This window comes from Pseudomonas putida group bacterium ESBL64 (assembly GCF_045277175.1).
GTDB classification, from domain to species: Bacteria; Pseudomonadota; Gammaproteobacteria; order Pseudomonadales; family Pseudomonadaceae; genus Aquipseudomonas; species Aquipseudomonas alloputida.
In genome coordinates this window covers 1,732,157-1,750,894 of record NZ_CP145799.1, presented here as the reverse complement: position 1 = coordinate 1,750,894, position 18,738 = coordinate 1,732,157, and the positions used below count along the sequence as shown (strand labels likewise).

The 18,738-nt window shown below is 59.9% G+C and carries 26 protein-coding genes and 1 pseudogene; 23 read left to right on the top strand and 4 right to left on the bottom strand.

Annotated features, from left to right (window positions below; genetic code table 11):
• Positions 1–8: 8 nt before the first annotated feature.
• Complete coding sequence (locus V6093_RS08015) at positions 9–188, top strand: hypothetical protein (RefSeq protein ID WP_265977908.1); 180 nt, start codon at positions 9–11, stop codon at positions 186–188.
• A gap of 145 nt (positions 189–333) precedes the next feature.
• Here the strand turns inward: V6093_RS08015 and V6093_RS08010 are convergent, their stop codons facing one another.
• Positions 334–780: a hypothetical protein gene (locus V6093_RS08010; RefSeq protein WP_265977907.1), complete on the bottom strand. Its 447-nt coding sequence runs from the start codon at positions 778–780 to the stop codon at positions 334–336.
• Positions 781–888: 108 nt separating this feature from the next.
• Here V6093_RS08010 and V6093_RS08005 point away from each other — a divergent pair, with 108 nt between their 5' ends.
• The 3 genes from V6093_RS08005 to V6093_RS07995 are packed head-to-tail and all read left to right on the top strand — an operon-like array spanning position 889 to position 1,996.
• Positions 889–1,260, top strand: coding sequence for a chemotaxis protein (locus tag V6093_RS08005; RefSeq protein ID WP_265977906.1), 372 nt, complete (start codon positions 889–891; stop codon positions 1,258–1,260).
• Positions 1,260–1,577 (top strand): hypothetical protein, encoded by a 318-nt coding sequence (locus tag V6093_RS08000; protein ID WP_265977905.1) that lies wholly within the window; start codon positions 1,260–1,262, stop codon positions 1,575–1,577. The genes V6093_RS08005 and V6093_RS08000 overlap by 1 nt, the downstream gene beginning before the upstream one ends.
• A 59-nt stretch (positions 1,578–1,636) precedes the next feature.
• Positions 1,637–1,996, top strand: a complete 360-nt coding sequence (locus V6093_RS07995; protein WP_265977904.1) for a trypco2 family protein — start codon at positions 1,637–1,639, stop codon at positions 1,994–1,996.
• A 30-nt stretch (positions 1,997–2,026) separates the two neighbouring features.
• On the opposite strand, the gene V6093_RS07990 is transcribed toward V6093_RS07995, so the two are convergent.
• Positions 2,027–2,227, bottom strand: a complete 201-nt coding sequence (locus V6093_RS07990) for a hypothetical protein (RefSeq protein WP_265977903.1) — start codon at positions 2,225–2,227, stop codon at positions 2,027–2,029.
• A 423-nt stretch (positions 2,228–2,650) separates the two neighbouring features.
• Between V6093_RS07990 and V6093_RS07985 the strand changes: the two genes are divergently transcribed.
• The 13 genes and pseudogenes from V6093_RS07985 (at position 2,651) to V6093_RS07925 (ending at position 11,898) form a co-directional block, all read left to right on the top strand.
• Positions 2,651–3,259: a putative metallopeptidase gene (locus tag V6093_RS07985; protein ID WP_265977902.1), complete on the top strand. Its 609-nt coding sequence runs from the start codon at positions 2,651–2,653 to the stop codon at positions 3,257–3,259.
• Between the two features lie 31 nt (positions 3,260–3,290).
• Entirely contained in the window at positions 3,291–3,752 is a 462-nt protein-coding gene (locus V6093_RS07980) for a DUF2280 domain-containing protein (protein WP_265977901.1), read from the top strand.
• Positions 3,739–5,040: pseudogene (locus tag V6093_RS07975) on the top strand (terminase large subunit domain-containing protein). Before V6093_RS07980 ends, V6093_RS07975 begins: the two are co-directional and overlap by 14 nt.
• An 8-nt stretch (positions 5,041–5,048) precedes the next feature.
• Positions 5,049–6,473, top strand: coding sequence for a DUF4055 domain-containing protein (locus V6093_RS07970; RefSeq protein WP_265977900.1), 1,425 nt, complete (start codon positions 5,049–5,051; stop codon positions 6,471–6,473).
• Positions 6,463–7,506, top strand: a complete 1,044-nt coding sequence (locus V6093_RS07965; RefSeq protein WP_265977899.1) for a phage head morphogenesis protein — start codon at positions 6,463–6,465, stop codon at positions 7,504–7,506. Before V6093_RS07970 ends, V6093_RS07965 begins: the two co-directional genes overlap by 11 nt.
• Positions 7,507–7,537: 31 nt before the next feature.
• Positions 7,538–7,864 carry a hypothetical protein gene (locus tag V6093_RS07960; protein WP_265977898.1) on the top strand — a complete coding sequence of 109 codons (327 nt, stop codon included), beginning with the start codon at positions 7,538–7,540 and terminating at the stop codon, positions 7,862–7,864.
• A gap of 70 nt (positions 7,865–7,934) precedes the next feature.
• The gene (locus V6093_RS07955; protein ID WP_265977897.1) at positions 7,935–8,645 is read left to right on the top strand and encodes a hypothetical protein; all 711 of its coding nucleotides are present in this window, start codon (positions 7,935–7,937) and stop codon (positions 8,643–8,645) included.
• A gap of 12 nt (positions 8,646–8,657) precedes the next feature.
• Complete coding sequence (locus tag V6093_RS07950; RefSeq protein ID WP_054881770.1) at positions 8,658–9,626, top strand: major capsid protein; 969 nt, start codon at positions 8,658–8,660, stop codon at positions 9,624–9,626.
• A 48-nt stretch (positions 9,627–9,674) separates the two neighbouring features.
• A complete protein-coding gene (locus V6093_RS07945; protein WP_265977896.1) occupies positions 9,675–10,250 on the top strand; it encodes a hypothetical protein in 576 nt (191 codons plus the stop codon).
• Between the two features lie 39 nt (positions 10,251–10,289).
• Positions 10,290–10,682: a protein singed gene (locus tag V6093_RS07940; RefSeq protein ID WP_265977895.1), complete on the top strand. Its 393-nt coding sequence runs from the start codon at positions 10,290–10,292 to the stop codon at positions 10,680–10,682.
• 3 nt (positions 10,683–10,685) lie between these two features.
• Positions 10,686–11,066, top strand: a complete 381-nt coding sequence (locus V6093_RS07935) for a glutamate 5-kinase (RefSeq protein WP_265977894.1) — start codon at positions 10,686–10,688, stop codon at positions 11,064–11,066.
• A 2-nt stretch (positions 11,067–11,068) separates the two neighbouring features.
• The gene (locus tag V6093_RS07930) at positions 11,069–11,497 is read left to right on the top strand and encodes an HK97 gp10 family phage protein (protein ID WP_265977893.1); all 429 of its coding nucleotides are present in this window, start codon (positions 11,069–11,071) and stop codon (positions 11,495–11,497) included.
• Complete coding sequence (locus V6093_RS07925; protein ID WP_265977892.1) at positions 11,494–11,898, top strand: phage tail terminator-like protein; 405 nt, start codon at positions 11,494–11,496, stop codon at positions 11,896–11,898. The genes V6093_RS07930 and V6093_RS07925 overlap by 4 nt, the downstream gene beginning before the upstream one ends.
• Here the strand turns inward: V6093_RS07925 and V6093_RS07920 are convergent.
• A complete protein-coding gene (locus V6093_RS07920; protein ID WP_265977891.1) occupies positions 11,892–12,491 on the bottom strand; it encodes a hypothetical protein in 600 nt (199 codons plus the stop codon). The genes V6093_RS07925 and V6093_RS07920 overlap by 7 nt on opposite strands.
• Before the next feature lie 107 nt (positions 12,492–12,598).
• Between V6093_RS07920 and V6093_RS07915 the strand changes: the two genes are divergently transcribed.
• The 6 genes from V6093_RS07915 to V6093_RS07890 all read left to right on the top strand — a co-directional run bounded on the left by V6093_RS07915 (position 12,599) and on the right by V6093_RS07890 (position 18,413).
• Positions 12,599–13,768, top strand: coding sequence for a phage tail tube protein (locus V6093_RS07915; RefSeq protein WP_265977890.1), 1,170 nt, complete (start codon positions 12,599–12,601; stop codon positions 13,766–13,768).
• Between the two features lie 57 nt (positions 13,769–13,825).
• Positions 13,826–14,311 (top strand): hypothetical protein, encoded by a 486-nt coding sequence (locus tag V6093_RS07910; protein ID WP_265977889.1) that lies wholly within the window; start codon positions 13,826–13,828, stop codon positions 14,309–14,311.
• Between the two features lie 107 nt (positions 14,312–14,418).
• On the top strand, positions 14,419–14,667 hold the full coding sequence (locus V6093_RS07905; RefSeq protein ID WP_265977888.1) for a hypothetical protein: 249 nt from the start codon (positions 14,419–14,421) through the stop codon (positions 14,665–14,667).
• Positions 14,668–14,714: 47 nt separating this feature from the next.
• Positions 14,715–15,014: a hypothetical protein gene (locus V6093_RS07900; RefSeq protein WP_265977887.1), complete on the top strand. Its 300-nt coding sequence runs from the start codon at positions 14,715–14,717 to the stop codon at positions 15,012–15,014.
• Positions 15,015–15,071: 57 nt separating this feature from the next.
• On the top strand, positions 15,072–17,993 hold the full coding sequence (locus tag V6093_RS07895; protein ID WP_265977886.1) for a phage tail tape measure protein: 2,922 nt from the start codon (positions 15,072–15,074) through the stop codon (positions 17,991–17,993).
• A gap of 21 nt (positions 17,994–18,014) precedes the next feature.
• Positions 18,015–18,413, top strand: a complete 399-nt coding sequence (locus V6093_RS07890) for a hypothetical protein (RefSeq protein ID WP_265977885.1) — start codon at positions 18,015–18,017, stop codon at positions 18,411–18,413.
• Between the two features lie 15 nt (positions 18,414–18,428).
• Here V6093_RS07890 and V6093_RS07885 read toward each other — a convergent pair whose 3' ends face one another.
• The gene (locus tag V6093_RS07885) at positions 18,429–18,635 is read right to left on the bottom strand and encodes a hypothetical protein (protein ID WP_265977884.1); all 207 of its coding nucleotides are present in this window, start codon (positions 18,633–18,635) and stop codon (positions 18,429–18,431) included.
• Positions 18,636–18,738: the final 103 nt, after the last annotated feature.

Here is an 18,738-nt window from a genome sequence, read left to right as displayed (position 1 = left end):
TGGTTCTGATGGTTATTTGGTTCCTGCAGGCACTCACTGATTCACCAAAAGCGGTACAACAACTTGGACAAGAAGGAGGGACACGTATGGGTAAGGCTATTCTCAAAGCAACTGTAAATTTCGCTGCAAACGCTTCGACGGCCTACTACGTCAACAACCTGCCCGCATTAGCCATTCAGGACTGCTGAGAAGTCAGAGTCCAAAAAGAGCACTAAGCCACTTGTCCGGCTGCCTCAATACAAAACCCGGCCCTTAGAAGCCGGGTTTTTTATTGACCTTTGAGGGCCTAACAAGCCCCGGCCATTCCGGAGGGCTTCCCATACGGTGCGCGCGCTAATCGATGCCCATCGATTTCGTGATGAGCGACGCCCCTACTGCAAGAAACTGGTCAACGAGCTTCGATGTCGTCGCTTTAGCCCCATCGGAAGACGCCTTTTTCAACTTTTCGCCCAGTGTGTCGCTGCCGATCTCTGGCTGATCTACGTGCTTCATCGATTTAAGCCCCGCCGCAGAAAGGGTGAAGCGCGAACTGAAGCGCCCGGCTCGCTGAGAGAGGTAACCCTCCTCGGCGAGCCAGTACGCAGAGTGTTCTATGAAATCACTTAGCTCTCTCCATCCAGAGGTGTAGATCACCCCTCCGGTTACATCTCTTGTTGGCTCCTCGTCGCTGAGCCCTAGTTCCTTGGGGCCCAAGAAAACAGGCTCAGGGAATCTTGAATAGAGTGTCGAGAGAATCAGAGCGGTGATCTCGTCGAATCGTTCAATGTTTGATTTTTCCATGGCTCTGCTCATCGTCAAAAAACATGTCAGGACGATAGCACAGGGCCATTTCCTGATGCGTGCACGCTTTGGCACGCCTAAGCCTTCGGGCACAACTGGAGCGAATGGATGGACCCGACCGACCTCGGCCCAGGCACAGCCACTTGGCTGGGCGGAACGGGCACTGTATTGCTGGGCGGCTTCCTATGGCTGCGCAAGTGGCTGTCTCGGGATGCCACCGACAGGGCGATGGACACCGCCGACATCGGCGTCGTCCGCCGCCTGAATGAGCTGCTGGATATTGAGCGTGAGGCCCGGAAAGAAGCCGAGGCCCGCGCCGACCAGTTCGCCAAGGAGCGCAATGACCTCGCTGCCACTGTTGGCCGCATGGAAGGGAAGATCGAGGCCCTGACCAGTCAAGTGGCCAGCCTGACAGAGCGGGTAGCGTTGCAGAGCGATGAAATCGCCCGCCTGCGCACCAAGCTTGGAGGGACTACCTGATGGACCGATGCGCACTTGAATTCATCGCCCGCCGCTGGTGGCGCCGGGCAGAGGTCTGGATCATCGCCGCTCTGTTGGTTACAGGCGGCGCTGTACTCGGCTGGCAGTCAGCCTACTGGGCCATGGCCAGCACCCAGGCCAACCAGGTGAAGCAGATCCGCGAAGCCTACGACGCGGCTATGGCCGAGCGCGACAAGCGCCTGGATGAGCTCACCAGTAAGGCTGAGAGCGCCGCGACCAAAGCGTCGAAGGCTGCGATCACCGCCAACCAGGCCGCCGATAAGGCTGATGAGGCCCTCAATCGAGTTGCTCCGTAGGATGCTCAGCGAAGCTATATTTGTGGAGTTGTCGTTGACATTTGAACAAGGACACTCATATGAAAGGGCGCATTAGTCTCACTGACTTTATTTCCGACGTGAAAGCTGATCTGCGGAAATCTGCCGACACGGATGATCCATTCTTCATTATGGGGGATGTGGAGCTGGAGGTTGCTTTCACGCTGGACATCAGCGGGGGCGGGAAGGCCAAGTTTTTGGTGGTGGATTTGGCGACCGATTCGAAAGCAAGCCAGACGCACAAGGTGAAAATAAAACTGACGCCAAAGTTCTTCTGCGAGCTTGATCCTAAAGAGGCAAGTGAAGCGAGTGACGCTAACACCATGACTCTGAAGGGGAAAACTTACATGATGGAGGATGTTGCTGCCGCAGAGCCCCCCAATGCTGTTGGTGGGTGTTAGGTGTGCCGCAGTTGAGTGCGGCACGGTTGATTACTTGACCTTCAGTGCTTCCTGGATGGCGTCCGCATAGCCAGACAGGTTCATGAATTCACGGCCTAGGCTCACGTTATCGTTACCATTTCGGTTGGTAATTACCTCAAGCGCAGCTGCCACTGCAAACGCCCGGCGCTGCTCGGTGGAAAAGTCGCTGTCTACCGCGTTTCGAATTGCGGAATGGATGGTTTCAGACATTGGTACATCCTTGCGTTAAGTGGAACTCAACTAATACCGGCAATCCGCTATTATTTCAAGATTGAGAGACAGCATGACAGCCAAGCAACCCGACTGAGAGGCAATCGAGAGAGCCTACCGGGCAGGGCGCAGTCCAGCACGCCCTGCCGGCACTCCTGTCTAGAGCGTCCAGATCTCGAACAGGGCTATTGCACCAAGTCCAAGTATTACCAGGGTAGTGGTGGACCAGATCCGTTTAGTCGCCAAGTAAGTAGTGGCTAGTCCGAGTGCGGTAATTGCTAGGGTGATCATTGTGTATCTCCGTTTTTGGTTTGAGCCCCTAGTGTTCCTTATTTTTTTTTGAACAAGCCTCATTTTCCGACGATTTTCCGTCAACTTTTTAACAATCTTTCTTCGTTTCTATGCATCTCTCGGCGGTGATCTATGGAGCGGCCAAATCCACCGGAAGACCTGCTTGAGTCAGTCTGGCTTACGCTGCGCCCAGCGCCTGATGTCTGGGAGTGGATACAGCGCGAGATCCTGGCTGATACCGGTAGCATCCATAACCCCGAGCATGGGCATCTCATCGACGCGAGTATCGGCGTGCTGTGGGCTTCATCGTCATTCAACAAGAAGGGGCGTTCAGTACTTGGCCAAGCCGAGCAACTGATGATCCGCGCGGGCGGTTGGCAGAAGGCTCGGCAAGAGCAGCAGATGCGCGAATGGTTCGGCGAGGAGCCAGAGTTCCTCATCACGCTGGCGGGTGACTATTGCGTCCAGTGCAGCGAGGCCGAGTTCTGCGCCCTCATAGAACACGAGCTGTATCACATAGGCCACAAGCTAGATAAGTACGGCGCCCCAGCATTCGGCGATGACGGCATGCCCAAGCTTGAGATGCGCGGCCATGACGTCGAAGAGTTCGTCGGAGTGGTTCGCCGGTATGGGCCAAGCCATGAGGTACAGCAGCTGATCGACGCTGCAAGCCGGCCGCCTGAGGTGGCCAAGATCAACATTTCGAGGGCCTGCGGAACCTGTCTGCTCAAGTCTGCTTGACCTTTGACAGACCTAAGACGGAATTGAACCTATGGCGGCCCTGAGCAACGAGGTGAAAGCCTTTATCGTTCAGGCCCTGGCCTGTTTCGATACCCCCGCACAGGTGGCGGTCTCTGTCCGAGAAGAATTCGGCATTGAGGTGAGCCGCCAGCAGTGCGAATCGCATGACCCAACCAAGAGCGCAGGCCGAGATCTGGCCAAGCGCTGGCGGACCCTGTTCGAAGACACACGCAAGCGATTCCGTGAAGAGACATCCGAGATCCCTATCGCCAACCGGGCATTCCGGCTTCGTGCGTTGGGAAGGTTGGCTGAGAAGGCCGAGGCCATGAAGAACATGGCCCTGACTGCGCAGTTGCTCGAGCAGGCTGCCAAAGAGGTCGGCGATGTCTACGTGAACCGCCAGACCAAGAACGAGAATCCCCACGACAACGTGCCGCCTACCCGGGTGCAGGTCGACGTGGTGGATGCGAGGAAGCCTGATGCCGTCACTTAACGTGCCCCAGGCCAGCTTCCTCCGCATGGAGAACAAGTTCCGCGGCTTCGTGGCTGGGTTCGGCTCCGGCAAGACCTGGGTAGGCTGCGCGGCGCTGTGCAAGCACGTATGGGAATAGCCACGGATCGACTCCGGCTACTTCGCTCCGACTTACCCGCAGATCCGCGACATCTTCTTCCCGACCATCGAAGAGGTCGCCTTCGACTGGGGCCTGAAGGTCAAGACGAAGGAGAGCGACAAGGAGGTCGAGTTCTACAGCGGCGGCCAGTACCGCAGCACGACCATCTGCCGCTCGATGGAGAAGCCGCAGACTATCGTCGGTTTCAAGATCGGGCACGCCTTGGTCGACGAGCTCGATGTTCTGCCAGCGCTCAAGGCCGAACACGCCTGGCGCAAGATCATTGCCCGGATGCGCTACAACGTTCCCGGGCTGAAGAACGGCGTGGATGTGACCACGACCCCTGAGGGTTTCAAGTTCGTCTATCAGCAGTTCGTGAAGCAGTTGCGCGAGAAGCCGGCCCTGCAGGGCATGTACGGCTTGGTGCAGGCCAGCACGTTCGACAACGAGCTGAACCTGCCCCCGGACTACATACCATCACTGATGGAATCCTACCCGGCCCAGCTGATCCTGGCGTACCTGAACGGCCAGTTCGTCAACCTGAACGCCGGCTCGATCTACCACGCCTACGACCGCAAGCTGAACTCCTGCTTCGACACGGTCGAGGCGGGTGAGCCGCTGTTCATCGGCATGGACTTCAACGTCGGCAAGATGGCGGCGATCACGCACGTCAAGCGCGCAGACGACAAGCCCAGGGCTGTGGATGAGTTGATCGATGGCTTCGATACCCCGGACATGATCCGGCGCATCAAGGAGCGCTACTGGCGGCACAACGGGCGCGACTACGAGAAGACCTGCGAGATCAGGATCTATCCCGACGCCTCTGGCGGGTCGCGCAAGTCGGTCAATGCCAGTGAGACGGACATCGCCATCCTGCGCCAGGCCGGCTTTGCCGTGATCGCGCCCGACGCCAACCCGCCTGTGAAAGACCGCATCAACGCCATGAACGCGATGTTCTGCAACGCGAATGGAGAACGCCGCTACCTGATCAACCCGCTGCGATGCCCGACCTATGCAGACGGCCTGGAGCAGCAAGTGTGGGCGCCAAACGGCGAACCCGACAAGAAATCAGGCGTGGACCACGCGAACGACGCCGGCGGCTACTTCATCCATCACGACTACCCGATCAGCAGGCCGGTCACTCACGTGCCGATCTCGTTCACTTTCTGAGGCCACCCATGCCGAATTTCCTTCCCCGGGCAGAGTACTCGGAGGCCTTGCCCGGCTGGCAGCTGGTCAAGCGCTGCGTGGCGGGCGCCCGCGAGGTGCGCAAGCATGATATCTACCTGCCGATGCCGGACCCGGAGAACAAGTCTCCCGAGAACCAGGCGCGGTACAAGCAGTACAAGAAGCGGGCGATGTTCCTGAACATCACCGGGCGCACGCGCACCGGCCTGCTGGGCGCCGTGTTCCGCAAGACTGCAGAGCTGGAGCTTCCCGCCGGGGTCGAGTACCTCAAGGAGAACGCCAGCGGCGATGGCACGAGCCTGGAGCAGCTGTCCAAGGACGCCGTGGGCGAATGCCTGGACGCCGGTCGCGGCGGGTTCCTCGTGGACTTCCCTGCGGTTGAGGGCGTGTCCTCAATGGCTGACATGCAGGGCCGCAGCGCGCTGATTCACCACTACGGCGCCGAGTCGATAATCGACTGGGATGAGCAAGTGGTCGATGGCGTGAAGCGCCTGGTCTATGTATGCCTGTTGGAGTGCGTGTCCGTGTTCAGTCCGGACAGCCTGGAGCGCACAACTAGCACCCAATATCGCGTGCTGCTGCTGGTTGATGGCCGCTACGTCCAGCGCGTCTACGCCGAAGACGGCAACACCTACACCGAGGTCGCGCCGCTCGATAAGAATGGCCGCCCCTTCGACCACATCCTGTTCAGTTTCTACGGCGCCCAGAACAACGATGCCAGCGTCGACAAGTCGCCCCTCGAAGACCTGGCCGACGTGAATATCCTGCACTACGGCAATAGCGCCACGGTGGAGGAGAGCGGTTTCATCAGCAGCCAGCCGACGCTGTTCATCACCACGGATATCAGCGCCGACGAGTTCGCCAAGGTGAACCCGAACGGCATGCACATCGGATCGACCCGTGGCTACAACCTCGGTAAATCCGGTGACGCAAAGCTTGTCCAGGCAACCGAGAGCCAACTGGCCCGCACGCTGATGAAGGACAAGGAAGAGCAGATGCTGATGATCGGCGCGCGCATCGTCCAGAAGGCGGGTGGCGCGGAGACGGCCGAGGCAGTGCGAATTCGCTACAGCTCGGACAACAGCGTTTTGGGCACCATCGCCGGCAACGTGTCCGAGGCCCTGAAACGGGCCATCCTCGACGCCGAGCGATTCATGATGGGCGAGCCGGACGAGGAAGGCACGGTCTTCTGGCTCAACCAATCGTTCTTCGACGAGACGATGACCGCCCAGGACATCCTGGTCCAGGTCCAGCTGTGGCAGCAGGGCCTGATTGCGAAGTCTGACCTGCGCACCAACCTCCGCCAGGGTGGCGTGCTTGAGGCTGACCGTACCGACGAACTGATCGACGATGAACTGGCCCAGCAGGCGCCGGTAGACGGAAGCAGCACCGGAGGCGGCGAGGATGAGCAGTGATGGCTACCTGTCCGACGCAGCGACTCGCCACCAGGTACACGTCCAGCGCTACGCCGGCGGCAGCCTCAAGCGCCTGGCCAAGTTCATCACCAAGGCCATCAGCACTGCCAAATCGCGCGTATCCGAAGGATTGAGCCGATACGGCACCCAACGGTACGAGAAGCAGATCCAAGAGCTTCAGGGCGAGCTGGCGGGCGTCTACGGCGAGATGAAGCAGCAGGCAGTGCTCGACTTGACCGAATTCGGTGGCTATGAGGCTGAGTTCAACATAACTCTGCTGGGCAAGGTCGTGAAGACGGTCGTCCAACTGAACAGGCCCAGCATCGAGCAGGTAGCCGCTGCTGCGCTGGCTGATCCTCTCGATTTAGAGGTCGGCAAGGGCCGCCAGCGCATCAGCATCAACGGCGCGCTCGACCAGTACGGCACCAAGAAGAGCACTGAGATCATCAGCGAGATCCGCATGGGCTCAGCGCTGGGCGAGACTTCCGGGCAGATCACGCGCCGGTTGACGTCACTTGGCGTCCAGCAGCGCGATCAGGCACAGGCCCTGGTCAACACCATGACCAACCACATCGCCACAACGGCGCGCGTGGAGGTGCTCAAGGACAACGACGACATCCTCAAGGGGATGCGCCGGATCGCCACCCTGGACAGCCGAACCACGCTGTTTTGCATGAGCATCGATCAGACGATCATTCCGCTGGATGGGCCGAAGCCGCCGTATCACTGGCGGTGCCGCACCACGGTCATCCCGGTGCTGAAAGACGAGTTCGCCAGGGAGATCCCCGGCTCAACCAGGCCTTCTGTCGGCCCTGATGGTGCCGAGCAGGTTAACAGCAAGAGCAGCTACGCCGAATGGCTTGCACGGCAGCCCGCAGCGTTCCAGAAGGACGTGCTTGGCCCTGCTCGCTACGAACTGTTCAACAAAGGCGAGTTGTCCATCGACCGTTTCGTCGATGACGACGGCACGACCCTAACCCTCAAGCAGCTGCGCGAGCGTGAGCCGATGGCTTTCAATCGGGTCGAGATGTAGTAGGCTGCAGCGCCATTCGATGGACGCCGCAATGCTTCAATCCCTTGCTATGCCTGAGCTCATGAAAATTTTTGCAACTGTCAAAATCGCTGTTGCGAATCGCGGGAACCCTGCTTTAGTGCTCGAGCAGGTCTTGGCCATGCACAGAATCAACTCACAACTTGTCATCGATGGTCACACTACCGATCAATCGCTTGTTACCGCGCTCATGGTAATTTTAGAGCATGAGACCTGCTGCGATCTGGTTGAACCAAACCCTCCACTGGTATCGACTGTTCTCAGCACGATTTTGGGTGACAGGCCAATTCTGAGCCTCACCGACCGAGGCGAAAAGCTCGCTACTGATTTAGGTCTCTGACCCAAACCCGCTTCGGCGGGTTTTTTTATGCCCGCAGGCAGGGCCTGCTCAACGTCTCAGGGAGACAGCAATGACCTTGAAATTCCAGCTGGACAGCCTCGAAGGCGTCGAAGAATCCATCCAGGCCCTGTACGTCGAAAAGGACGGCAAGTTCGTTCTCGGCATTGATGGCCTGCCTCAGCAGGAGGACGTAACCGGCCTGAAGGCCAAGGTGGAGGAGCTCTTGGGTGAGAAGAAGGCAGCCGAGAAGGCCCGTCGCGAGGCCGAAGAGAAGGCGCGCACTGAAGCAGAGGAGGCCGCTCGCAAAGCCGGCGACGTCGAGGGGCTCGAGAAGTCCTGGTCCGAGAAGTTCGCCCGCCGTGAGGCTGAGCTGACCGCCCAACTCGAAAGCACCAACAGCACCCTGCAAGGCCAGATCCGGGATCTGACCGTAGGGCGCACCGCGACCGAGATCGCGACCACCTTGGCTGTTCCAGGCAGCGCCAAGGCATTGCTTCCCCACATCGAACGCCGGCTGAGCGTCGAGCAACGCGACGGTAGACCCACCGTTGTCGTGCTGGACGCCGCCGGGAAGCTCTCGGCGGCAACGCTCGATGAGCTGAAAGCAGAATTCACCAACGATCCGGCCTTCGGTCCGCTGATCGCTGGCAGCAAAGCATCTGGCGGCGGGGCCGGGGGTGCTGGAAAAGGCGGCGGGGCCGCAAGAGGCAACATCGGCGGCACCAAAGAGGAACGCACGGCGGCACTGGCCAGCCGGTTCCCAGACCTTCCACTGAAATAAGGAAATACACCCATGTCCCTGTCGCAAATGCAGGTTTTCAACGAATACATCATGCCGGCGACCATCGAGACGCTGGATCAGATGCTCGTTGCGTTCAACGCCGCCAGCCGCGGCGCCATCGTGCTGTCCCCGGACGGCTTCACCGGCGACTTCCTGCAGGAGTCGTTCTTCCAGACCCTGGCCGCTGCCCAGCGCCGCGTTGATCGCTACGCTGCCAACGGCGCCGCGCCGATCACCGACTTGACCGAGCTGAAAAACACTTCGGTCAAGGTTGCTGGTGGTTTCGGCCCGATCCGCTACGAGCCCTCGCAGATGACCTGGTTGGAGCGCCCGACCGCCCAAGGCATCGAGGTCGCATCCCGGGCGTTCGCAGAGATCCTGCTGAAGGACCAACTGAACACCGCCATCGCCGCCCTCGTGGCTGCGATCACAGCCCAGGCCGCTGCCGTCAACGATGTCTCGGCCACCGCAGGCATCACCTACGCCGGACTGAACAACGCTCACGCGAAGTTCGGTGATGCGAGCCAGAACCTGGTCACCCAGGTAATGCAAGGCACCACCTACCACAAGCTAGTCGGTCAGAACCTGGCCAACCAGCAGCAACTGTTCCAGGCCGGCAACGTCCGCGTGATCGATATCCTGGGCAAGGTCTCGGTTGTGACCGATGCCCCGGCGCTGATGCAGGACGGCACCCCGGACAAGGAGATCATCCTGTCTCTGGTCCAGGGCGCGGCTCTGGTGCACGACGGCCGAGACATCATCAGCAACGTCCAGACCAACAACGGCAAAGAGCGGATCGAAACCACGCTGCAGACCGACTACACCTTCGGCCTGGGCCTCAAGGGCTACACCTGGGATGTGACCGCCGGCGGCAAGTCTCCGACTGATGCCGAGCTGGCCACCGGCACCAACTGGGACAAGACCGCTACCAGCATCAAGCACACCGCTGGTGTTGCTCTGATCGGTGACGCCTCCAAGTAACCCTGATGGCGGGCTGGGCCTATGGCTTGGCCCGCTGAGGGTGTGAGCATGAGCAAGAACAACATCTGGTACTTGGCGGGACCGTTCCACCAGTATCAGGAGAACGTGAAGGCACTGGCTAAGGAAGCCGGCTTGGTAATCGTTGATGCCAACGCTGCTACCAGTCGCAAGGGCGAGGCCAAAGACGTGCCTGAGGTGACCATTCGCCCCGAACTGAAGGCCGTGGTTGTCGGGGCTGGCGGGCTGAGCCAGGACGTGGTCGATCAACTGACTGCTGAGCTGGCCGCCATTGGCGTAATGGTTGAATCGTTCGCAGTGCAGAGCCTGGAGCGCCCAGAGGGTGAGCTTGGCGAAACAGCCGGCCGCCTGTTCCAGGTGCTGGAAGCGGTCAATGCCGGCATCGCCAGCCTGCAAAGCGAGCGCGATGGCGAGGTCGAGAAGGCCGGCAAGTTGCAGGAGGAGAACGAGCATCTCCGCGCTGAAATCGCTGCCTTGAAGCAGGCTGCGGCCAGTGACCCAGAGGTGGAGCAGCTGAAAGCCAAGCTGACAGAGGCCGGGGTGACCTATCGCGCCAACGCCTCGAAAGAGTCTCTGCAGAAGCAGGTCGACGAACTCGCCAAGTAACACAGGGGCATCGGCCCCACTCATTACAGCGGAGGCCTGATGGCTACCTACATCACCGTGGCCGACGTGGATAGCATCCTCGGGGCTGGCTGGGCAGCTGACGACCTCAAGGACGAGGCCGTGTTTGAGGCAAACGCCTACCTGACAGCGCTAAACCTGGTCGGCGTCGACATGGACGACATCCCTGGCGACGTGAAAGAGGCTGGCGCTAGGCTGGCCAAGTGCGCGTCTCAAGGGAAGTTGTACGAGCAGCATACCGAAGGGTCGCTTGAGGCGAAAACCGTCAAGGCCGGTTCGGTATCGACCAGCAAGACCTTCGGATCGATCGACAAGACCAGCGCGGCAGCCCAACCTGCGTGTGTGCAACTGGCGCTGGCCCTGCTCACGCCCTGGCGCAGCAATCCATTCGCGTTCCGCGTGTCGAGGGGGTAGGGCATGGGTCTCCGTGAAGACATCCAGGCCGACCTGGCCGAGGCATTCGACGACGATCTGGCTGATGCTGTGTCCACAATCACCGGCACCTACATGGGGCCGGGCGTCTTTGATCCGGTTACCGAAACCACTACAGCCCAGCCAGTGACCTACACCGGGCGCGGCGTGCTCGACAGCTACGACAGTCGGCGCGTTGACGGACTGAACATCCTGGTGGGCGATGTGCTGTTGATCTGTTTGGCCAGCGAGGTCACCGACAAACCGGCAGTCGGCCACGAAATCACCGCCAACGACCTGATCACGGGCGAGCCTGTGAAATACCGCATCGTCAGCCCAGGCATCGACCCGGCCAAGGCCCACTACGAGATCCAACTGAGGAAGTGACCATGGCCAGGGGAAGAGGTTGGAGCACACCACCAAGCGCATTTGCTGGTGTGGTGGAGGATGCACTGACTCAGCGCTCTAGGGCGATAGCAATGGCAATGCTTGGCGAGATCGTGTTGCGCTCTCCGGTCGGTAACCCTGATCTATGGAAAAGCCCTCCGCCCCCTGGTTATTCCGGCGGGAGATTCAGGGGAAGCCACATTGTCAGCATTGGCAGTCCCGTTTACACGCAGACGACCAAAATTGACAAGGTCGGAGCAGAAACAATCGCAGAAGGGCAACGGCAGCTTTCAGGCCTGGAGCCCTTCACTGTCATTTACATCCAGACAAACTTGCCTTATGCCGAAAAGCTTGAGGATGGTCATTCGACCCAGGCGCCGGGCGGTATCTATGCAGTGTCGTTCAACGGCGTATCGCAGGCTTACTCATGACCTTCGAACAGATCCGTGCCATTGTCATCGGGCGCATGCAGCAGTGGGCGGGAATTCCCGCAGACGCTGTCGATTACCCGAATCCGCCAAAACCATTCAATCCGGCTGGCCGCGCCATTTGGGCTCGGCTGGCTGATGTTCCTGGCTTGAGCAGCACGCCAGAGGTCGGTTTCGGCCCATGTGTGCGTCAGACCGGCATCGTCATCATTCAGCTGTTCGTGCCGAGCTACAGCGGCACCCTGGCCATCACCCGGGCAGTCGACACGCTGGTAGCCCAGTTCCAGTACTACAGCGCCCCGGAAGGCCCGTTTGACTTCGTCGAGGCATCCCCGCAGGTCGTCGGCGACGAAGGTAGCGGCTGGTACCAGGTCAACGTCCGGGTGCCATACCGGGCCTATTGATCAGGATGGCCCAGGACTCCAAGATAGTGGCGCAAACCAAGCCACCATGGCCTAACGCCGTGGGTCTCGATGGCTTCGTGGTGATTTCCGGGAATTGTGTCGACCTTTCCTTCTGGCCAGTCAGAAAAAGCATGCACTATTACTGCAGATGACTTTTGAATGCTTCCGGTGGCGTAGTAGTCCTGAGACTGCCGCGTTATCTCATTCAGCTTTAGGTAAAACTGATGCCGCCAGTGCTCTTCATGGCTTTCGCACTCTTGAAGTAGCTGAGATGAGGAAATCCTGACCTTGGTGTTTTGATACTCAGTGATTAGGCGAGCAGCAGTTAACCATGCGAGCCTGTCCGATGGTGGAAATGACAAGGCAATATTGCCGCCCATCAAGGCGGAAAATGCTCGCTCAAGAGTTGTTGTGGCGTGGTTCAACAGCCTCTCATTCTCTCTGACTTCGTCGGACGCCTTTCTTTCTTCGCGCAGGTTCAGGCTGTTTTTTCGTATTGTCCAGAAAGCCCCGAAAGCAGATGCAGCGGCCGCTATGGCCGACGCTGCATTAAGACCTATTGTCCATAGAGTGTTTGTGTCTTGGTCGATCATGGTTATCCCTGCCGGCTCTTGAAAGTTCGCATGGTACGCGACCTACAGAGTCAGAACATCCACCGCCCCATGGCGGTTTTTTTACGCCTATCGATAGGAGAAACCGCATGTCGAGCGGAGCCAAGGTCCAGCTGGCCTGGATCAAAGAAGTAACCCCCGGGGTGACCTCGGCCGGCGACTGGAACGTGCTGACCCGAATCAGCAACGGCCTGATGCCGACCTTCAACTCGGAAGAAAACAACGAAATCGGCTTCACCCGCATGTCGCAGGGCACAGCCCAGACCACCGTGGATGTGGGCGGAGACATCGAGACCAAGTGGCGGTACGGCGCGCTGGACGAGTTCATGGCCTCCTGCTTCGGCAAAGCCTGGGCGGCCAACTCGCTGACCATGGGTGACGACCGAATCACCTTCTCAATCGCCTCCTACGCGACGGATATTGGCGTATCGGCCATTGCCCGCGGCGTGCAAATCGCGACCATGAACTTCGATTTCCCAGGCGACAACGAGGTCACGGTTACCACGACCATGGCCGCGCGCGCCTGGGATGACAAGGGCGACAACACGTCGTTCATCGTCAACGCCCAGCCCGAGACCAGCCAGCGCCGCTTCAGCTTCAAGGACATCAGCGGCCTGAAGATCAACGGCGTCCAGGTGGGGGAAGACAACGCCTGCGTCGACAGCTTCAACCTGCAGTTCGACAACGCGGTCCAGACCCAGCGCTGCATCGGCAACGGCAACCCGTACCCGGGCAACATCATTGCCACCACCTTCACCCCGTCCGGCGCGATCACCATCAGCTGGTCGAAGATGGCCTACGAGCTGTGGAAGGCCCAGAAGGGTAATGACGCGATCAGCTTGGAATTCACCATCGGCAACGCTGACGGCGGGTATCGCTTCCTGATCCCCGAGATGGAAGTGACCGCCGACTGGCCGGATGGCGGCTCGACCGACATCATCCAGGTCGAACTGAACTACACCGCTCGCCGTGTCGCCCCGACCATCACCCGCCTGCCGGCTCCGATCGTCGTGGCTGCCGTGGATGTCACACCGGCCACCCTGAGCCTGGAAGTGGGTGATACCGGTGACCTCGAAGTCGTGGTCACCCCGGACGGTGCCAGCCAGCAAGTCACCTGGACCAGTTCCGCCCCGACCATCGCCAGCGTGAGCGAGACCGGCCTGGTCACCGCTCTGGCAGTCGGCACCGCCACCATCACGGCCACCAGCGTCGCAGGCGGCACCAAGACCGATACCTGCGCTGTAACCGTAACCGCTTAAACCTTTGCCCGGCGCGCCCTGCGGTGTGCGTCGGGCCTTTTACCGCAGAGGAATACCATGGGCATCACCATTGCGAGAAAGCCAGAGCTGGACATCAACGGCGAGCGCTGGGTGCACTTTAAGGTCGGCCCGGGCGGCCTGGCGGTGAAATGCGAGAAGGGGCCGGACACGGCCGCCATTCTGGTCGCATCCATCGCCAACCCGATCTACAAGTCGCACCAAGCCGTGATCCGCCGGCACCTCGCCGCGCTGAACCAGCAGGCAGGCGTAGGCACCGCTGGCTTTACCATCGACTCCATCCCCGATGTTGAGCTCGAAACCGACGACGATCTGTTCATCGACCTGGCCACCAAGCACCTGATCAAGGACTGGCAGGGTATCGATGTCGAAGAGCGTCCAGGCGAGCCAGCCAAGTACACCCCGCAGCTGTGCAAGTCGCTGATCGAGCAGATGCCAAGCATCTACTTCCTGGCCCTGCGCACCGGCCTCGACATCGCCAAGCGCATTGAGGAGCAGGCCCAGGCCACTGCGGAAAAGCAGTAGCGGCATATCGCTGGGGTAGGGACTGGGCCGGTCCTGAGAACGAGAAGAAGCGCTGGAAGCATGAGCGCCTCGGCCTCAAGGCCCAGGAGCCGCCAGAGATCGACGACGTGGTTGCCGAGATCCTTGAGGCCTACGGCCACATCGGTCGGTCCCGGCAGTACGTCGGCATGATGGGAGCCCCGGCCCCGATTGCGCCGGCGGCCATTGCCGAATACCTCGACCGATACCCCTCAGTGATATGCCGCGAAGAGTTCGATGCCGCCATCTTCGCCTTGGACGACGAGTTCCGCCGGCGGTGGGACGAGCAGCAGGAAAAAGCTCAGGCAGGGTCAGAGGGCAGGCCTAAAAGGCGCTGATGGGTCCGTCGTTATGGTAGATTCTGGCCATCTTTAGGGAGGAAGCCATGAATCGAACGCTACTGATCGCCACCCTTGTCTGCCTGCCTTTGCCGGCCCTGGCTGCGAGCGGGGTCGAGAGCTGCAAAAAAATATCGGCTATGGCCGCGAAGGCAATGGAGGCCCGCCAGGATGGAGAGCTTCTGGAGGATGCCATGGCATCTGTAGGCGACCAAAGTAAATTCTCTGATGCGATGGTGCTTAAGGCCTACAAGGTTCGCGTTTTTGAGGATTCGAAGGAGCGGGCCACCGCAATATCTGAGTTCCAGAACGCCGCGTACCGAGAGTGCTACGAAGCGTATAACTGAAGTATCGATTCACAAATTGCCCGCCTTGTGCGGGTTTTTTTATGCCCGGAGAAAGGTATGGCGCAGGAATCCCGTCTGGCGGTAACGATCGACTCGCGGGGCGCAAAGCGCAATGCGGATGACCTGAGCAGCTCCCTCGAACGCATGGAGCGCGCCGGCGACTCGGCAGTATCATCGGTCGATGGTGTGAGCAGCAGCCTCGATGATCAGCGCAAAGAGCTATCTCAGCTGCTGGGTCAGATCAACCCAGCCGTAGCAGCGCTCGGCCGCCTGGACGACATGCAGGAGAAGCTGGCCAAGTTCAAGGGCAGCAAATTTCTCGACGCTGAAACTTTCGACGAGTACAACCAGCGCATCAACACCCTTCGCCAGGGTCTTGGAGAATCCGCTGAGGGCATGAATAAGGCGGGAATGTCGGCTAGGGCATACCAAGCTGCGTTACGGGGAGTGCCGGCACAGTTCACCGACATTGCCGTCAGCCTACAGGGTGGGCAGGCCCCACTGACCGTGTTCCTGCAGCAGGGCGGCCAGCTCAAGGATATGTTCGGCGGGATTGCGCCTGCAGCAAAGGCCTTGGGCGGCTACATAGTCGGCCTGGTAAATCCGTTCACTGTGGCGGCCGCGGCTGCAGGCGCATTGGCCGTGGCCTACTACAAAGGCTCTGAGCAGTCCGACGCTCTGCGCAACAGCCTGATCCTAACCGGTAACTTCTCCAAGGCATCAGAAGCGCAGCTGATCAGCTTGGCTGAGTCGGCAGACCAGGTTTCGGGCACATTTGGCCAGGCAGCAGGAGCTCTGGCGCAATTGACCGCTGCCGGCACGAACACCACCGGCAACTTGAAGCTGATCACCACGACCGCTGTTGAGATGCAGCGAGTTACCGGCAAGGCTGTCGAAGAGACAGTGGCTGAGTTCATCAAGCTCGGCAAGGATCCGGTCGCCGGTATTGTTGAGCTCGACGAGAAGTACCGGTTCTTGACCGCTTCGGTGTACGCCCAGATCAAGGCCTTGTCGGACCAGGGCAATGCAGTTGGCGCAGCTGACTTGGCAGAGCGCACATATGCTGAGGCAATGGGGCAGAGAACCTCGAAGATCCGCGAAAATCTTGGAAGCATTGAGCGTGGATGGCTAAACATCAAGGATGCCACCAACGAGGTCCTTGATGCCTTTGCAAGCATCGGCCGGAAAAGCGTCGAGAGTGAAGGCAAGGCCATCACCCAGCTGCAGCAAAAGATCGCCTATCTGCAAAGCACGCTGGACACCGCTTACGAAGACAACGATGCCCGTGATCGTATCGCCAGCCTTCAGGCTGAGCTCAAGCAGCGTCAAGGCATCCAGCAGGCCAATGCGAAAACCTTGGAGGATGAAGAGAAGCGGCGTCGCATCCAAGAGGAAGGGCGCAAGGGTCTCGATGCACTAGATAGCACCTACAAAAGCTCGATGACTCAAACCCAGCGCCTAAACAAGGAGCTGACCGACCTCGACAAGGCGCGCGCCAAGGCAGTAGCCGCGGGTGTCTTCACCGCAGCGGAAGAAGCGAAGTACGCACAGTCCAGGAAGAACATCGAGCAGGAAATCGCGGACATCAAGACCCGCGAGGCGAAGAAGAACGCGCCGAAGAACGTCAACCGAGGCGTGGCCGAGGCCGAAAACACCTTCGCTCGACTTTACGGCCAGTACGACCCTGCAGCCCAGGCCGCACGGGCACTCACCAAGGAGCAGGGCCAGCTCGACCTGGCCCTGACCAAGGGCAAGATCACGCAGGAGGAATACAGCAAGGCGCTGGCGCAGGCTTCGATCAACTATGCGGCAGCGCTCAAGGGCGCCCAGGGCCTCACGGCCGTGGAGCAGTACCGCGCACAGTTGCAGAAGCAGCTGGCCAACGAGCGCGACCAATATGCGCTTGACGCAGCCAGCATCGGAATGGGTGACCTGCAGGCCTCCCGCATGCAGCAGCGGCTCAACCTGGAGATGCAGACCAACGACCGCCTGCTGCAGCTTCAGACGGAATTGGCCAACGCCACGGACGAGAAGCAGCGGCAGGCGCTCCAAGGGCAGATCGACGCCATCAACGAGTTCCTGCCCCAGCAGCTTGCAGCGATGCAGGCCGGGTGGGCGCAGATGGACCAGGCCATGCTCAACCCGATCAACGGGTGGACAGCGGCGGTGCAGAACTTCGGCAACCAGGCGCGGGATATCGCCGGGCAGACGGAGTACATCTTCTCCAGCGCGTTCAACAACATCTCCACCGACATCACCGACGCGATCATGGATGGGCAGTTGTCGTTCAGCAACCTGGGTGACATCGCCGGTAACGTGGTGCGCGACATCCTCGCGGGCTTCGTGAAGATGGGCGTGCAGATGGCGCTGAATGCTGCGCTGAACGCCACCCTAGGTACGGCTGCAGCCAGTCAGAGCATGATCTTGGCTGGAACCACGGCCACCGCCTGGGCGCCGGCGGCGGCGATGGCATCCCTGGCAACGCTGGGCGCCAACTCCGTGCCCGCGGCTGCAGCGCTGACATCGACCACTGCTCTGGCATCCAGCTTGGCTGTAATCCCGGGATTCGCCACGGGCGGATACGTGTCCGGAGCCGGTACCGGCACCTCCGACAGCATCATGGCCAGGCTGAGTGACGGCGAGTTCGTGGTAAACGCCGCAGCGACCAAGCGTAACCGGGCGCTGCTGGAGGCGATCAACTCGAATGAGCGGGTATCGGTGGCCGGTGGTGGTGGCTCCGTCGCTTCCACGCAGCCGGGTTCGTCAGGGGCATCCGGTATTCAGCAGAACATCTACATCCAGAACCACACCACTGCGCAGGTGGAGCAACGACGCATGCCTAACGGAGACCTTGAGTTTGTTATCCGGGAGGCAACTGGCCGAGCTGTTCAAGAGGTCGCTGGGCAGCTCGCTTCAGGTTACGGCAACGTAGTGGATGCCGGGGAAGGTGCTTATGGGTGGAGGCGCCCAGGCGGCTAACCAACAAATCAGGAGATTCACATGGAACAACAAGCAGTTGCAGAATCCAAATTCCCGGCTGGCCGGGCTAAGTCATTCCTCTTGGATGAAGATTGGATCGAGATCACCCTCGGTGAACTGGTCGACCTAGCTGATTTTGAGCTTGGCGTGTGCTTTCAGTGCGGCTTGGCGACAATCACGCGCGATGGGGCGATTCGCCCTGCGACTTCAGAGGTGGAGGTTCAGGTTAAGCGCGATGGCGGCGAATGGGCCTCGGCATTCAAGAATGCATGGACCTTGGGCTCGCTCGACACGCATGAGGAGGAGATCAAGGTTCCTGGCGAAGGCATGGTTCTGATCCGCGCAAGGAAATCTGCGCAGCCAACCAGTGATGTACGCGACGATGTAGCCCTGGTAGCCAGGCGCCGAGCATTAGCCTAACGCCTGGCCATCCTGTCACTCAGACTTTCGGTTAGCCGGGCTCTCCTCGTTCAGCTGCTGCAAGTCCATCAGGATGATGTTTATGGTCGATCCAAGCCGACCAAGGGCCGCATTCAGGTGCGCCTTGCTCATCTCATCAGTGACTGGGGTGTTGGCGTAATCATTCAAGTGCGACTTGAACCGCTCCAGTTCGTCTCTGGCGACATTGTGTCGTCCGATCATGTCTAGCTCCTTATTTACCTAGAAACCCCACCTCCCTTGCTGGGCCCTCACGCCCGGGAAGCGGAGGGGGTCGAGCATAGGACAGATAGCCAGCACATTGCTA

Coding starts and splice junctions, on each gene's coding strand:
- V6093_RS08010 (WP_265977907.1), bottom strand. CDS start 780: ATGGAAAAATCAAACATTGAACGATTCGACGAGATCACCGCTCTGATT.
- V6093_RS07985 (WP_265977902.1), top strand. CDS start 2,651: ATGGAGCGGCCAAATCCACCGGAAGACCTGCTTGAGTCAGTCTGGCTT.
- V6093_RS07940 (WP_265977895.1), top strand. CDS start 10,290: ATGGCTACCTACATCACCGTGGCCGACGTGGATAGCATCCTCGGGGCT.
- V6093_RS08005 (WP_265977906.1), top strand. CDS start 889: ATGGACCCGACCGACCTCGGCCCAGGCACAGCCACTTGGCTGGGCGGA.
- V6093_RS07950 (WP_054881770.1), top strand. CDS start 8,658: ATGTCCCTGTCGCAAATGCAGGTTTTCAACGAATACATCATGCCGGCG.
- V6093_RS07915 (WP_265977890.1), top strand. CDS start 12,599: ATGTCGAGCGGAGCCAAGGTCCAGCTGGCCTGGATCAAAGAAGTAACC.
- V6093_RS07900 (WP_265977887.1), top strand. CDS start 14,715: ATGAATCGAACGCTACTGATCGCCACCCTTGTCTGCCTGCCTTTGCCG.
- V6093_RS07955 (WP_265977897.1), top strand. CDS start 7,935: ATGACCTTGAAATTCCAGCTGGACAGCCTCGAAGGCGTCGAAGAATCC.
- V6093_RS07885 (WP_265977884.1), bottom strand. CDS start 18,635: ATGATCGGACGACACAATGTCGCCAGAGACGAACTGGAGCGGTTCAAG.
- V6093_RS07890 (WP_265977885.1), top strand. CDS start 18,015: ATGGAACAACAAGCAGTTGCAGAATCCAAATTCCCGGCTGGCCGGGCT.
- V6093_RS07910 (WP_265977889.1), top strand. CDS start 13,826: ATGGGCATCACCATTGCGAGAAAGCCAGAGCTGGACATCAACGGCGAG.
- V6093_RS07945 (WP_265977896.1), top strand. CDS start 9,675: ATGAGCAAGAACAACATCTGGTACTTGGCGGGACCGTTCCACCAGTAT.
- V6093_RS07935 (WP_265977894.1), top strand. CDS start 10,686: ATGGGTCTCCGTGAAGACATCCAGGCCGACCTGGCCGAGGCATTCGAC.
- V6093_RS08015 (WP_265977908.1), top strand. CDS start 9: ATGGTTATTTGGTTCCTGCAGGCACTCACTGATTCACCAAAAGCGGTA.
- V6093_RS07925 (WP_265977892.1), top strand. CDS start 11,494: ATGACCTTCGAACAGATCCGTGCCATTGTCATCGGGCGCATGCAGCAG.
- V6093_RS07965 (WP_265977899.1), top strand. CDS start 6,463: ATGAGCAGTGATGGCTACCTGTCCGACGCAGCGACTCGCCACCAGGTA.
- V6093_RS07980 (WP_265977901.1), top strand. CDS start 3,291: ATGGCGGCCCTGAGCAACGAGGTGAAAGCCTTTATCGTTCAGGCCCTG.
- V6093_RS07895 (WP_265977886.1), top strand. CDS start 15,072: ATGGCGCAGGAATCCCGTCTGGCGGTAACGATCGACTCGCGGGGCGCA.
- V6093_RS07990 (WP_265977903.1), bottom strand. CDS start 2,227: ATGTCTGAAACCATCCATTCCGCAATTCGAAACGCGGTAGACAGCGAC.
- V6093_RS07995 (WP_265977904.1), top strand. CDS start 1,637: ATGAAAGGGCGCATTAGTCTCACTGACTTTATTTCCGACGTGAAAGCT.
- V6093_RS07960 (WP_265977898.1), top strand. CDS start 7,538: ATGCTTCAATCCCTTGCTATGCCTGAGCTCATGAAAATTTTTGCAACT.
- V6093_RS07920 (WP_265977891.1), bottom strand. CDS start 12,491: ATGATCGACCAAGACACAAACACTCTATGGACAATAGGTCTTAATGCA.
- V6093_RS08000 (WP_265977905.1), top strand. CDS start 1,260: ATGGACCGATGCGCACTTGAATTCATCGCCCGCCGCTGGTGGCGCCGG.
- V6093_RS07970 (WP_265977900.1), top strand. CDS start 5,049: ATGCCGAATTTCCTTCCCCGGGCAGAGTACTCGGAGGCCTTGCCCGGC.
- V6093_RS07930 (WP_265977893.1), top strand. CDS start 11,069: ATGGCCAGGGGAAGAGGTTGGAGCACACCACCAAGCGCATTTGCTGGT.